The 13,442-nt window shown below is 72.8% G+C and carries 12 protein-coding genes; 9 read left to right on the forward strand and 3 right to left on the reverse strand.

What is annotated here, in order from left to right; genetic code table 11:
* The first annotated feature begins 115 nt into the window (after positions 1–115).
* From ACIQLL_RS05125 to ACIQLL_RS05160, 8 genes are all read left to right on the forward strand, one after another.
* Positions 116–1,132: a LacI family DNA-binding transcriptional regulator gene (locus ACIQLL_RS05125; protein ID WP_402464009.1), complete on the forward strand. Its 1,017-nt coding sequence runs from the start codon at positions 116–118 to the stop codon at positions 1,130–1,132.
* A gap of 47 nt (positions 1,133–1,179) precedes the next feature.
* Complete coding sequence (locus ACIQLL_RS05130; protein WP_402464011.1) at positions 1,180–1,326, forward strand: hypothetical protein; 147 nt, start codon at positions 1,180–1,182, stop codon at positions 1,324–1,326.
* Positions 1,326–3,152, forward strand: coding sequence for a glycoside hydrolase family 13 protein (locus ACIQLL_RS05135; protein ID WP_402464626.1), 1,827 nt, complete (start codon positions 1,326–1,328; stop codon positions 3,150–3,152). Before ACIQLL_RS05130 ends, ACIQLL_RS05135 begins: the two co-directional genes overlap by 1 nt.
* Positions 3,153–3,247: 95 nt before the next feature.
* On the forward strand, positions 3,248–4,648 hold the full coding sequence (locus ACIQLL_RS05140) for an ABC transporter substrate-binding protein (RefSeq protein ID WP_402464013.1): 1,401 nt from the start codon (positions 3,248–3,250) through the stop codon (positions 4,646–4,648).
* Positions 4,649–4,654: 6 nt separating this feature from the next.
* Positions 4,655–5,668, forward strand: a complete 1,014-nt coding sequence (locus ACIQLL_RS05145) for a carbohydrate ABC transporter permease (RefSeq protein ID WP_402464015.1) — start codon at positions 4,655–4,657, stop codon at positions 5,666–5,668.
* A 1-nt stretch (position 5,669) separates the two neighbouring features.
* Positions 5,670–6,590: a carbohydrate ABC transporter permease gene (locus ACIQLL_RS05150; protein ID WP_402464017.1), complete on the forward strand. Its 921-nt coding sequence runs from the start codon at positions 5,670–5,672 to the stop codon at positions 6,588–6,590.
* 100 nt (positions 6,591–6,690) lie between these two features.
* Entirely contained in the window at positions 6,691–8,235 is a 1,545-nt protein-coding gene (locus ACIQLL_RS05155) for a helix-turn-helix domain-containing protein (RefSeq protein ID WP_402464018.1), read from the forward strand.
* Positions 8,236–8,382: 147 nt separating this feature from the next.
* The gene (locus ACIQLL_RS05160; protein WP_402464020.1) at positions 8,383–10,041 is read left to right on the forward strand and encodes a glycoside hydrolase family 13 protein; all 1,659 of its coding nucleotides are present in this window, start codon (positions 8,383–8,385) and stop codon (positions 10,039–10,041) included.
* Between the two features lie 11 nt (positions 10,042–10,052).
* Here the strand turns inward: ACIQLL_RS05160 and ACIQLL_RS05165 are convergent, their stop codons facing one another.
* Genes ACIQLL_RS05165 through ACIQLL_RS05175 form a run of 3 tightly spaced genes read right to left on the reverse strand, consistent with a single transcriptional unit; the run spans position 10,053 to position 12,393 of the window.
* Positions 10,053–10,391 carry a DUF202 domain-containing protein gene (locus tag ACIQLL_RS05165; RefSeq protein WP_402464022.1) on the reverse strand — a complete coding sequence of 113 codons (339 nt, stop codon included), beginning with the start codon at positions 10,389–10,391 and terminating at the stop codon, positions 10,053–10,055.
* Entirely contained in the window at positions 10,388–10,750 is a 363-nt protein-coding gene (locus tag ACIQLL_RS05170) for a YidH family protein (protein ID WP_402464023.1), read from the reverse strand. The genes ACIQLL_RS05165 and ACIQLL_RS05170 overlap by 4 nt, the downstream gene beginning before the upstream one ends.
* The gene (locus ACIQLL_RS05175; RefSeq protein WP_402464025.1) at positions 10,747–12,393 is read right to left on the reverse strand and encodes a fucose isomerase; all 1,647 of its coding nucleotides are present in this window, start codon (positions 12,391–12,393) and stop codon (positions 10,747–10,749) included. The genes ACIQLL_RS05170 and ACIQLL_RS05175 overlap by 4 nt, the downstream gene beginning before the upstream one ends.
* Positions 12,394–12,607: 214 nt before the next feature.
* Between ACIQLL_RS05175 and ACIQLL_RS05180 the strand changes: the two genes are divergently transcribed.
* Positions 12,608–13,441, forward strand: coding sequence for a formylglycine-generating enzyme family protein (locus ACIQLL_RS05180; protein WP_402464628.1), 834 nt, complete (start codon positions 12,608–12,610; stop codon positions 13,439–13,441).
* Position 13,442 lies beyond the last annotated feature (1 nt).

The raw sequence follows: 13,442 nt of genomic DNA on the forward strand, positions 1-13,442 counted from the left end.
GGAAGTTCTGCGGTCCGGCCGAGTCGCGGGAGGTCGGGACGTGCGTTGCGCCGTCGAACGCCTCGGGCGACGCAAGGTGCGCAAGATCCTTGCGGTGCCCGTGTAGCCTCGGAACATGTCGAGGCGACTGGCCGACGTGGCCGCGAAGGTGGGTGTCAGCGAGGCGACCGTGAGCCGCGTGCTCAACGGCAAGCCCGGGGTCTCCCAGGCGACGCGCGACGCCGTGCTCACCGCGCTCGACGTGCTCGGCTACGAACGGCCCACGAAGCTCCGCGGCGACCGCAACCGGCTGGTCGGCCTCGTCCTGCCCGAGCTGGCCAACCCGATCTTCCCGGCGTTCGCCGAGGTCGTCGGCGGTGCGCTGGCGCAGCAGGGGTTCACCCCGGTGCTGTGCACGCGGACGGCGGGCGGTATCAGCGAGGCCGAGTACATCGACCTGCTGCTCGGCCAGCAGGTCTCCGGCGTCATCTTCGCCGGCGGCTTCTACGCCGAGCGGGAGGCGGACCACACCCACTACGAGCGCCTCGACGCGCTCAACCTGCCCGTGGTGCTCATCAACGCCTCGATCGAGACCCTGGACTTCCCGCACGTCTCCTGCGACGACCTCGTGGCCACGCACCAGGCGCTGGAGCACCTGGTGTCCATGGGGCACGAGCGCATCGGGCTGCTGCTCGGGCCGGAGGACCACGTGCCCTCGGAGCGCAAGCTGGCCGCGGCCCGCGGGTTCGCGCAGCGGCACGGCCTCGACCTGCCCGACCCGCTCGTGGTGCACAGCCAGTACTCCCTGGAGAGCGGCCAGGCGGCGACCAACCGCCTGCTCGATGCCGGCGCCACGGCGATCCTGTGCGCCTCGGACCCCCTGGCCCTCGGGGCGATCCGGGCCGTGCGCCGGGCCGGGCTCGAGGTGCCGGGCGACGTCTCCGTCGTCGGCTACGACGACTCCGCCCTGATGAACTCCACCGATCCGGCGCTCACGACGGTCCGCCAGCCCATCGACGCGATGGGACGTGCTGCGGTGGACCTGCTGGCCAGCATGATCGCCGGCGCCGAGGTCTCGCGCGACGAGCTGCTCTTCGAGCCCGAGCTCGTGGTGCGCCGTTCCACGGCCGCCGCGCCGCGCGCCACCGCCTGAGCCCTCCTCGGGGCCCACCGGGGCCCCGAGGCCTTCCGCGGCGCGGCGTGGCCGCCGCCGTCGCCGCCGCCGTCGTCGCCGCCGCCGTCGTCGTCGCCGCCGCCGTCGTCGCCGCCGCCGTCGTCGCCGTGGTCGTGGTCGTGCCCTCGGTGCTCGCGCCCACCGCTCCCGGTCGCGCGCCTCCCGCCCCATGATGCGCCCCCGGCGCCGTCATCACCGAATCGTTTCGGTCCAATGTCGCGGTTCGATAACGGCACTGTCGAGTTCTTGCGTAGAACCTGTCGCATGGTTACTGTCATGCGCAGCGAGAACGGCAGCGACGACGTTTCGACAGAGAGGCTCACCGGTGAGCGACGAGCAAGCACGCCCGTGGTGGCGGGACGCGGTGATCTACCAGGTCTACCCGCGGTCCTTCGCCGACGGCGACGGCGACGGCACGGGCGACCTCGCCGGCGTCCGGGAGCACCTGACCTACCTGCGCGACCTCGGGGTCGACGCCGTCTGGTTCACGCCCTGGTACGCCTCACCTCTCGCGGACGGCGGGTACGACGTCGCCGACTACCGGGCCATCGACCCCGCGTTCGGCACGCTGGCGCAGGCCGAGACGCTCATCGCCGAGGCCCGCGAGCTGGGCATCCGGACGATCATCGACGTCGTCCCCAACCACGTCTCCGACCAGCACGCCTGGTTCCGCGAGGCGCTCGCGGCCGGTCCGGGCTCGCCGGAGCGCGAACGGTTCTGGTTCCGCGAGGGCCGGGGCCCCGACGGCGACCGGATGCCCACCGACTGGGTGTCCAGCTTCCAGGGCACCACGTGGACGCGCACCACGAACCCCGACGGCACACCCGGGCAGTGGTACCTGCACCTCTTCACGCCCGAGCAGCCGGACCTCAACTGGAACCACCCCGACGTGCGCCGCGAGCACACCGAGATCCTGCGCTTCTGGTTCGACCGCGGGGCCGCGGGCATCCGCATCGACTCCGCCGCGATGCCGGTCAAGGACCCGGCGTTCCCCGAGGTCCCGGGCACCTGGGGGGCGGGGGAGCACCCGCACCTGGACCGCGACGAGCTGCACGACATCTACCGTTCGTGGCGCGCGGTCGCGGACTCCTACGGTGACGAGCGCGTGCTGGTCGGCGAGATCTGGCTCCCGGACCCCGCCAGGTTCGCGCTCTACCTGCGCCCCGACGAGATGCACACGGCCTTCAACTTCGACTTCATGACCCGGCCCTGGGACGCCAAGGAGCTGCGCGAGGCGATCCGCACCACGCTCGAGGCCCACGCGCCGGTCGGTGCGCCGCCCACCTGGGTGCTGTCCAACCACGACATCACCCGGCCGGTGACCCGGTACGGCCGCGAGGACACGTCGTTCGACTTCTCGACCAAGCGGTTCGGCACGCCCACGGACCTCACCCTCGGCGCGCGCCGGGCCCGGGCCGCGGCGCTCCTGACGGGGGCGCTGCCCGGGAGCCTGTACGTCTACCAGGGTGACGAGCTCGGGCTGCCGGAGGTCGAGGTCCCGCGCGAGGCCATCCAGGACCCGATGCACTTCCGCTCCGAGGGGGTCGACCCCGGCCGCGACGGGTGCCGGGTCCCGATCCCGTGGACCCGCGCGGGGCGCTCCGCCGGCTTCTCGCCCGAGGACGCCGCGGCCGACCCGTGGCTCCCGCTGCCCGAGGGCTGGGGTGAGCTCTCGGTCGAGGCTCAGGAGGCCGACCCCGGCTCGATGCTCACCCTCTACCGGCGCATGCTCGCCACCCGCCGCGCCGAACCGGCGCTGTCCGGCGACCGGCTGACCTGGGTGAGCCTGCCGGGGGCCGGCGAGGACGTGCTGGCGTTCGCGCGCAGCGCCCCGGATCCGCGTCCGGGCGGCACCGACGACGACGGCTCGCTGGTCTGCGCCGTCAACCTCGGCGCCGCAGCGCTCCCGCTGCCCGCGGGTGCCGACGTCGTGCTCGCCTCCGGACCCCTGCACGACGGCACGCTCCCGCCCGACACCGCCGTCTGGTACCGGCCGTGAGCACCGGACCCGGCACGACCGGCCGGTGCGACCGGACGTCCACCGACCGACCCGAAGACTCCGCACGCCGCGTGCGGACCAACCAAGGAGTGACGATGAAGTCATCGCGACGCAAGACCGCGCTCACCCTCGTGGGTGTGCTGACCCTGGGCGCCACGCTGGCGGCGTGCAGCTCGGACGACGGCGACGCCCCGGCGGACGCCGAACAGACCGCGGAAGAGACGGCCGACGAACCCGTGACGATCCAGGTCGCGATCGACGAGGGCCTCGAGGAGGGGGCTGTCGAGGCGATCAACACCCGCGTCGACGAGTTCAAGACCGAGTACCCGGACATCACCGTGGAGACCCAGGAGTACACCTGGGTGGGCACCACGTTCGCCGCGGACCTCGCCGGCGGCACCCTCCCTGACGTCTTCACCGTGCCGTTCACCGACGGCCGGGGGCTCATCGAGCGCGAGCAGATCGCCGACGTCTCGGGCCTGGTGGCCGAGCTGCCGTACGCCGGTGAGTTCAACGAGAACGTCGCCGCGGCCGGCCAGGCACCGGACGGCGGGATGTGGGCGGTCCCGATCGCCGCCTACGGCCAGGGCCTGCACTACAACCGTGCGCTGTTCACCGAGGCGGGTCTGGACCCGGACGACCCGCCCAGCACCTGGGACGAGGTCCGTGACGCCGCGGCCGCGATCTCCGAGAAGACGGGCGCCACGGGCTACGCCCAGATGACGGCGTCGAACACCGGCGGGTGGATCCTGACCACGATGGTCTACGCCATGGGGGGACGCGGCGAGTCCGTCGACGGGGAGACCGTCTCGGCCACCGTGGACACCCCGGAGTACGCCGAGGCGCTGGAGTACCTGCAGTCGATGCGCTGGGACGACGACTCGATGGGTGACGAGTTCCTCTACGACTGGGGCACCAGCCACGCCGACTTCGGCGCCGGCAAGATCGGCATGTTCATCTCCGGCGGCGGCGACTACGGCAACCTGGTGACGCAGAACGCCATGAACCCCGACGACTACGGCGTCACCGTGCTCCCGCTCGAGGGCGACGACGCCGCGGCGCTCGGTGGCGGTACGCTCGCCGCGGTCAACGCCAAGGCCTCCGACGCCGAGCAGGCCGCGGCGGTGAAGTGGATCGACTTCTTCTACATGTCCAAGCTGACCGACCCGGACGCCGCCGTCGCGGACGCCCAGGCCGTCGCCGACCAGGGGCAGCCCGTCGGCGCGCCGATCCTGCCGGTGTTCGACCAGGCGACGTACGACGAGTCGCAGGAGTGGATCGCCGACTACATCAACGTCCCGCTCGAGCAGTTCGCGCCGTACAGCGACAACATCTACGACCAGCCGCTGGAGCCGGAGCCGCCGGTCGCCACCCAGGACCTGTACGCCGCCCTCGACCCCGTCGTGCAGGCCGTCCTGACCGACGAGGACGCCGACATCGCGGCGCTGCTCGCCGACGCCGAGGCGAACGTCCAGACCCTCATCGACCGAGGCTGATCGACGATGGCCTTCTCCGCCACGAGCACCCCGTCGTCGGGCACCACCACGGTGCCCGACGGCGGGGCGCCCGCCCCGGGCACGTCGGCCGAGGCCGTGGTCCCGCCCTCCGTGCCGCACCGCCGCCGTCGCGCGGGCACCCCGTCGACCTGGGTGCGCGGCGGTGGGCTGAGCACGCTCGTGATCGCCCTGCCGCTGATCGTCGTCTTCGGCTTGTTCTCCTGGTACCCGATCGTGCGCGCGGTCGTCATGAGCTTCCAGCACACCAACCTCGTCCAGCCTGCCGAGTGGGTCGGGCTGGACAACTTCACCTACGTGCTCGGCGACCCGATGCTGGCCACCGCGGTGACCAACACCCTGTACTTCGCCGTCCTGGCGCTGCTGTTCGGGTACCCGGTGCCGCTGGTCGCCGCCGTGCTCATGAGCGAGGTGCGCCGCGCCAAGGGGCTGTACTCCGCGCTGGCCTACCTGCCCGTCGTGGTGCCGCCCGTCGTGGCGGTGCTGCTGTGGAAGACCTTCTACGACGCCTCCGACTCCGGTCTGTTCAACACCATCCTCGGCTGGGTCGGGCTCGGGCCGTTCCCGTGGCTGCAGGACCCGTCCACCGCGATGCCCTCGCTCGTGCTCGTGGCCACCTGGTCCGCCGCCGGTGGGACCGTCATCATCTACCTGGCCGCGCTGACCGGCGTCGCCCCCGAGCTGTACGACGCCGCCGAGGTCGACGGCGCCGGGGTGTGGGGCAAGATCTGGCACGTCACGCTGCCGCAGCTGCGCGGGATCCTGTTCATCACGTTCATCCTGCAGATCATCGGGACCGCCCAGGTGTTCACCGAGCCCTACCTGCTCACCGGCGGGGGACCGGCAAGCTCCACCACCACGATCCTGCTCATGATCTACAACTACGCGTTCGGGGGGCGCGGCGACTACGGGGCCGCCACCGCGCTGAGCCTGATGCTCGCCGTCGTGCTCGCCGTCCTGTCCGCCGTGTACTTCAAGCTGACCGCGAAGTGGAGCGACTGACATGGCCACCACCGCACCTCCGCGCCGCCGGGGGGCCACGCCGCCCACCGACCGCGGCCTCGTGTCCGTCTCGGACCGACGACGCCGCAGCGTCCGCACGACCTGGCGCACCGCGCACGTCGGCCTCCTCGTCGGCCTCGTCGTCGTGGGGCTCGGGCCGATCCTCTGGCTCGCCAAGTCCGCGGTCACCCCCACCCAGGACACGTTGCGCACGCCCATGGCGCTCTTCCCGCACGGCGTCGACTGGGCCAACCTGTCCGAGGCGTGGGTGCGCTTCGAGATCGACCACTACTTCTTCAACACCCTGTGGCTCGCCCTCGGCTCGTGGTTCATGCAGCTCCTCGTGGCCGCCACCGGCGGTTACGTGCTCTCCGTGCTGCGCCCGCGCTACGCCAAGGTGCTCACGGCGCTGGTCCTGTCCACCCTGTTCGTGCCCGCCGTCGTGCTGCTCGTCCCGCTCTACCTGACGGTGCTCGACGTGCCGCTGGCGAACGTGTCGCTGATCAACTCCTTCTGGGCGGTGTGGCTGCCCGCCGGTGCCAACGCCTTCAACGTGCTGCTGGTCAAGCGGTTCTTCGACAACCTGCCCGGCGAGATCTTCGAGGCGGCGCGCGTGGACGGTGCGGGCCCGTTCCGCGTCGGCTGGTCGATCGTGCTGCCCATGTCCCGACCGATCCTGGGCGTGGTGTCGGTGTTCGCGTTCATCCTGGCCTGGAAGGACTTCCTGTGGCCGCTGCTGGTGCTGCGCGACGTCGACAAGCAGCCGCTGTCCGTGCGGCTGCCGGCCCTGGAGAACTACGTCGAGCTCGACGTCTTCCTCGCGGCGCTGGCCATCTCCACGGTGATCCCGATCGTCATCTTCCTGATCTTCCAGAAGGCGTTCCTCTCGGGCGCCGGGATGAGCGGGGCGGTCAAGGGGTGAACGGCGGGTCACGATCGGCTTCCGATGCCGGTCAGGGCGTTGACTTCACGACGCCCGACCTGTTGATATATGGCGTCATCACCATATTTCGGAGGAATACGTGACTCAGCAGGACGCGCCGGCCCCCACCGCGGGCGACGGCCCACCGCGGCCCCGCTACCGAGGCCGGCACCTGCCCATGGTGGCCGTGGTCGTCGCCGCCTTCATCGCCACCGCACTGGCCTACAGCGGCATGGTCCTGTTCGGCCTCGAGGTCGCGAACATGGAGCCGCTGGAGGCGTACGCCCTGGCAGGGTTCCTGGAGGTCAGCCTCGTCGCCGTCGCGCTCATGGCGCGCAACGCGGCGCTCGAGGGCCGCCCCTACGGCGTGCTGCTCACGCTGACCTGGATCCTGTCCGGGACCTCGGGGGTGTTCGCGGCGCTGCACGAGGTCGCGGTGCCGACCGCCAGCACCCCGTACATGGTGGTCTTCCGGTTCGTGCCGCCGCTGGTGGCCGCCCTGATGTGGCACCTGGCGCTGGTGGGGGAGCGGCACCTGGTCACGGGGCACACCCTGGACGAGCGCCGGCGCGAGCACCGTGTGCACCAGTACGTCACCGCCCTGGAGGTGTGGCGTGATGCCCGGCTCGACAGCACCGGCGACCGGCGCGGCACGGGCAAGGTCCGCGCGGCGCACGAGGCGCAGCGCGCCGCCCGGGACCGTGCCCTGAAGCTCCTGACGGTCGAGGACTTCGAGCGGCGCATGCAGGTCTGGGTCGAACGGCTCGAGGCCGCCGAGCGCCACGGCAACCGGCTCGACCTGATCGGCGCCGACTCGGTCAAGCGAGGCACCGCGCGCGGGACCGCCTCGCCGGCCGTGGCGGCGCGGCCGCCCGCGGCCACGGCCGCGGTGACGGCACCCGGGTCGGAGGCCCGCGAACCCCTGCCCGTGCGTCGGCCTGCCCCGCCGCAGGAGCGCGCCGGGACCGAGCCGTTCGGCGAGGCCTTCGGTGCCGCCCTGACCGCCGGCCTCCCGGAGCGGTCCGCGGAGCGCCCCCACCCGGCGGCGACCGCGACGTCGTCCGCCGGGTCGGCGCAGCAGGAAGGGCAGGAGGCCACCGCTCCGGCCGCCGACGCCACTCCCGAGCCGACGGCACCTACCGCACCCGCACCCGCCGCCGCCCCGCCCGCGAGGCCCGCGGTGACGGCGTCGGCCCCCGCGGCCGACTCGCCCGCCGACGCTCCGCGCAAGCCGCTGCTCGAGCCGCTGCCGGAGACGGGGCACACCCGCCGGGTCGAGGTGTTCGACCTGGTCCGCGAGGAGGCGGCGGAGCCCGCCGCCGACCGCCCGGCGTGGCACGCCACGTCGGCGGAGACCGGGACCGCCGTCGAGCAGCAGCAGTCGGACGCGGACGACGCGCAGCACGCCGAGGAGCCGTCCGCCCCGGCGGTCGCCGAGGAGCAGGCGGCGGATCCGGCCGCCTCCGAGATGCCGGCCAACGAGCGCGACCGTCGCATCGTCGAGCTGGCCCGCGAGGGTCTGACGCAGCGTGAGATCGCCGAGCACGTCGAGGCCTCGCGGTCCACGGTGAGCCGCGTGGTGCGCCGCTACGAGGACCAGAAGCCGCAGGCTGCCGACGCCGACCTGGAGCTCGCCCCGGCCTGACGCATCGCCCGACCGTTCCCGGCGTCCCGGCCGCGTGGTGTCCCCGCTGAGACCACGAGGCCGGGACGCCGCGCGCGTCTGGTGAGGACTCGAAGTTCCGCAACACACCCGATAAGGTCGACAGTGCACTGTTAACCAAGGAGCGTCGTGGAGCGTGGTGTTCAGGACCGGGCGTGGTGGCGGGACGCGGTGATCTACCAGGTCTACCCGCGGTCCTTCGCGGACGGGAACGGGGACGGCACGGGTGACCTGGCGGGGGTGCGGGCGCACCTGGGCTATCTGCGGGACCTCGGCGTCGACGCGATCTGGTATACGCCCTGGTACGCCTCGCCGTTGGCCGACGGCGGCTACGACATGGCGGACTACCGCGCGATCGACCCGGCGTTCGGTGACCTCGCGGAGGCCGAGGCGCTCATCGCGGAGGCGCGCGGGCTCGGGATCCGCACCATCGTCGACGTGGTCCCCAACCACGTCTCGGACCAGCACGACTGGTTCCGCCGGGCGCTGGCCGCGGGCCCGGGCTCGCCGGAGCGCGAGCGCTTCTGGTTCCGGGACGGTCGTGGCGAGCGCGGGGACGAGAGTCCGACGCGGTGGACCTCGGAGTTCCAGGGCGGCACGTGGACGCGCACGACGGGCTCGGACGGCTCTCCGGGGCAGTGGTACCTGCACCTGTTCACCCCGCAGCAGCCGGACCTCAACTGGGACCACCCCGACGTGCGGCGCGAGCACGAGGAGGTGCTGCGCTTCTGGTTCGACCGCGGCGCGGCCGGCATCCGGATCGACTCGGCCGCGCTGCCCGTCAAGGACCCGCGGCTCCCCGACATCCCCGAGACGTGGGAGGCAGGGGAGCATCCCTACCTGGACCGCGACGAGCTGCACGGCGTCTACCGGTCCTGGCGGGCCGTCGCCGACTCCTACGGGGACGAGCGGGTGCTCGTCGGCGAGATCTGGCTGCCCGACCCGGCCCGGTTCGCCCTCTACCTGCGACCGGACGAGATGCACACGGCGTTCAACTTCGACTTCATGACCCGTCCGTGGGACGCGAAGCAGCTGCGGGAGTCGATCCGGACGACGCTGGAGGCGCACGCGCCGGTGGGCGCTCCGGCGACGTGGGTGCTGTCGAACCACGACATCACCCGGCCGGTGACGCGTTACGGCCGGGAGGACTCGTCGTTCGACTTCGCGGCCAAGCGGTTCGGCACGCCGAGCGACCTCGCCCTCGGCACCCGCCGCGCCCGCGCGGCCGCGCTGCTCACCGGGGCGCTGCCGGGCAGCCTGTACGTCTACCAGGGCGACGAGCTGGGACTGCCGGAGGTCGAGGTTCCTCGCGAGGCGATCCAGGACCCGATGCACTTCCGCTCCGGCGGCGTCGACCCGGGCCGCGACGGCTGCCGGGTCCCGATCCCGTGGACCCGGTCCGGGCCGACGGCCGGGTTCAGCCCGGAGGACGCCCCGGCCGAGCCCTGGCTCCCGTTGCCGGACGGCTGGGGCGAGCTCTCGGTCGAGGCCCAGCAGGACGACCCCGTCTCGATGCTCAGCCTCTACCGCACGATGCTCGCCACCCGGCGGGCCGAGCCCGCTCTGCGCGGCGACGGCCTGACGTGGGTGACGCTGCCGGGGGCCGGTGAGGACGTCGTGGCCTTCGCCCGCACCGGCGCCCGTCCCGGCGACGGCACGCTCGTGTGCGCGGTCAATCTCGGGGCCGGTGCGGTCGCCCTGCCGTCGAAGGCCGAGGTCGTGCTCTCCTCCGCCCCGCTCGTCGACGGCGTCCTGTCCCCGGACACCGCCGCCTGGTACCGGCCCTAGACCGAGGCCGCTCAGGGCAGCACGACGACGAGGACCAGCGCGGTGACGCCGAGCAAGCTGGTCGCGGCGGCCACGGCGGCGAGCATCCGGCCGTGACGCAGCTCGTGCGCCGTGCGGAACCTGTCGGCGGTCCGACGCGCGTGCCGACGGACCAGCGAGCCCAGCGGCAGCAGGACCAGCAGCACGGCCATGGCGCCCAGGGCCAGCTCGTGATGGTCGGCGAGCATCGGGGCCGTGCGCAGGACGAGCAGGAGCACGGCAGCCAGGGCGAGCATCGTGCGCCGCCACGCCAGGGCTGTCCGCTCGGGCTGGAGGCCAGGGTCGGACGGGCCTGGTCGAGGCTGGCTCATCGGGACAGCAGCCCGAGCAGCACGAGCGCGCCCACGACGCCGACGGTTGCGGCGAGCACGATCCCGGCGGCCCCGCCGGGCAGGGCCGCGCCCCGGCGCATCGCCCGCTCGGTCCGGGCCCAGTCGACCCCGGCGGTGACCGGGAGCAGTGCACCGCCACCCAGCAGGGTCAGCGCCGCGACCAGCCGGAACGTCGGCTCCATCGGGACGTCGAGCGCCTCGAGCGCGGTACCGCCGGCGATCAGGCCCAGCGCCGTCCGCAGCCAGGCGAGCAGGGTGCGCTCGTTGGCCAAGGAGAAACGAGGGTCCGGTTCGATGCCGGGGCCGTAGACCCACCGCGGGAAGCGCGACCGGGTCACGGTGCCGCGACGTCGACGTCCCCGCACAGGTGCACGGTCACTCCGAGGGCGTCGAAGAACGCCGCCTTGGCCACGAGCGCCCGGTCGGCGGTCGCGGCGTCGGGTGCGTAGACGACGTTGAGATGGTTGGCCTTGTGCCGCGCCATGAACTGGTCGCGCGAGACGCCGTGCAGCACGGCGTGCATGATCGGCCACTCGGGGTTCGTGGCCTGCTTGCGCCGCGCGGTCTCGGCCGCGGGGAGCTCGACGGCGGACCCGCGTCCGAGGTCGACCTGCAGGGCGCCGTCGGCGATGTAGACGCGCGACCACACGATCTCGCCGGGGCGGGAGACACCGTTGATCGTCGATCCGCCCGCCGGGAAGAACACGGGGTCCTGGCGCCAGCCCTCGGCGCCGGCGTACCCGTCGACCAGGTGCGAGGCCGGCACCGACCCCGAGATCTCGAAGACCCAGACGAACCGGCCGCCGTGCGCCTCGCCCCAGCGCACGTCGTGCAGGGTCGTGGCCGGGTCGAGCCCGAGGGCGGTCCACAGGCGGTTGGTGACCAGCGCGTCGACGGCGACCCCCTCGTCGGCCTCGTTGAAGTGCGGCAGGGCGCGGTCCTCCCACAGCACGCGGGAACCGTCCCGGGAGGTGACCGGCGGGCGCCGGACGTTGTTGAGCAGCCCCTCGGCCAGGTCCGACGCGGGGGAGAGGTCCTTGAGGCCCTGCTGGTACTGGATGCCGACGGCGTCCAGCCCGAAGTCGTCCGCGATCCGCAGGGCGGCGATGTACATCTTGTGCTGCCAGCGGAGCTGGTCGGGCGTCAGCTCGGTGGCCTCGTCGACCCCGAGCCGGAAGGTCATGCCGGCTGCCTCGAGCCACGCCTGCACGGCGTCGGCCTCGTCGTCCTCGACCGTCTGCATCTCGGCCCACAGGGCCGACTGGGACAGTCGTTCCTTGTAGATCCCGATGCCGTTGAGCAGCTCGTCGTCGAAGATCGCGTTGTACATCCCCATGCAGCCCTCGTCGAAGACGCCGATGATCGCCTTCTCGCCCAGGAGCTGCTCGGCGAGCGCCTGGCCCAGCTCCCGCTCGTCCGAGGGCGGGAGCGCGGGCAGCGGGCGCACGTGCGACGTGTCGTGCTCGATCACCCCGCGCTCGACCCACGCGCGGATGCCGTCGCGGAACCAGTCGTCCGTGCCGTCGACGGTCCAGATCGTCGAGTAGGGCCGGCCCATCTTGGTCATCCCGGCGTTGAGGCCGAGCAGGCCGACCAGCCCTGGCCAGTCACCGGCGAAGTTGGCCACCGTGAGCACGGGTCCCCGATGGGTTCGCAGGCCCGCCAGGACGTGGTGGCTGTACTGCCAGACGGCCTCGGCCACGACCAGCGGCGCGTCGGGCGGGATCGTCCGGAACACGTCGAGGCCCATGCGCTGGCTGGAGACGAATCCGTGGCCGGTGGTCGGGTCGACGTCGTGGGCACGGACGACCTCCCAGCCGACCGCGTCGAGCGCCTCGGTGACGACGCGCTCGAGCTCGACCTGCGTCGGCCACCCGGCGACGTTCGCCGACTCGCGCAGGTCACCGCTGGCGACGAGCCACGCGGTGCGCGGGGGAGCGTCGAGGGTGTCCGGGCGGGGCGGCAGGGCGTAGCGGTTCATGGTTTCTCCTTCGGGCGTCGTCGGCCGTCGACATCAGGTCGGGAAGCCAGGATACCGTCAACCGTCGACATGGATCGGTCGACGGTGTGCGGGACCTATCCTGGTGGGTGCGGGAGGCCGGTGCCACGTGCCCGGCTGCGTCGACGAGGATCGGAGGACAGGCGTGACGACCGACGTCACCGAGACGGTGACCCTGCCCGGAGGGGAGTTCTCGATGGGGTGGGAAGGCTTCTACCCCGAGGAGGGTCCGGTGCACCGCCGCTCCGTCGAGCCGTTCGAGCTCGACGTGCATCCGGTCACCAATGCCCAGTTCGCCGCGTTCGTCGACGACACCGGGTACGTGAGCGTGGCGGAACGCCCGCTCGAGGGGCCTGAGTTCGTGGCGCTCAGCGAGGAGGAGCGCGCACCCGGCGCACTCGTCTTCACCCCGACGTCCGGCCCTGTGGACCTGCGGGACTGGCGGCAGTGGTGGAGCTGGCAGCCAGGGGCGTCCTGGCGCGCTCCCCACGGACCGGGGTCGTCCATCGAGGGGCGGGGCGACCACCCGGTCGTCCAGGTCGCCCTCGAGGACGCCCGCGCCTACGCGACATGGGTCGGCAAGAGGCTCCCGACCGAGGCGGAGCACGAGTACGCCTCCCGCGGCGGGCGGACGGGCACGCCCTACGCCTGGGGCGACGAGGCCCGTCCCGGCGGGCGTCTCATGGCGAACACCTGGCAGGGCGACTTCCCCTACCGGAACACCGGTGCCGCGGGTTGGACCGGGACGTCTCCGGTGGGGACCTTCCCGGCCAACGCCTACGGTCTGGTCGACCTGATCGGCAACGTGTGGGAGTGGACCACGACGCCGTACGGGCCGCGGCACCAGGTGCCGGCATCGTCGTGCTGCGCCCCGTCGCGGCCGTCTCCGTCCGGTGCGGCACAGCTGGTGCTCAAGGGAGGATCGCACCTGTGCGCACCGGAATACTGCCTGCGCTACCGGCCCGCCGCACGTTCGCCGCAGACGCCCGACACGTCCACGACCCATATCGGGTTCCGCTGCGCCCGATGAC

This window comes from Isoptericola aurantiacus, assembly GCF_044769875.1.
Classification (GTDB): domain Bacteria; phylum Actinomycetota; class Actinomycetes; order Actinomycetales; family Cellulomonadaceae; genus Isoptericola; species Isoptericola aurantiacus.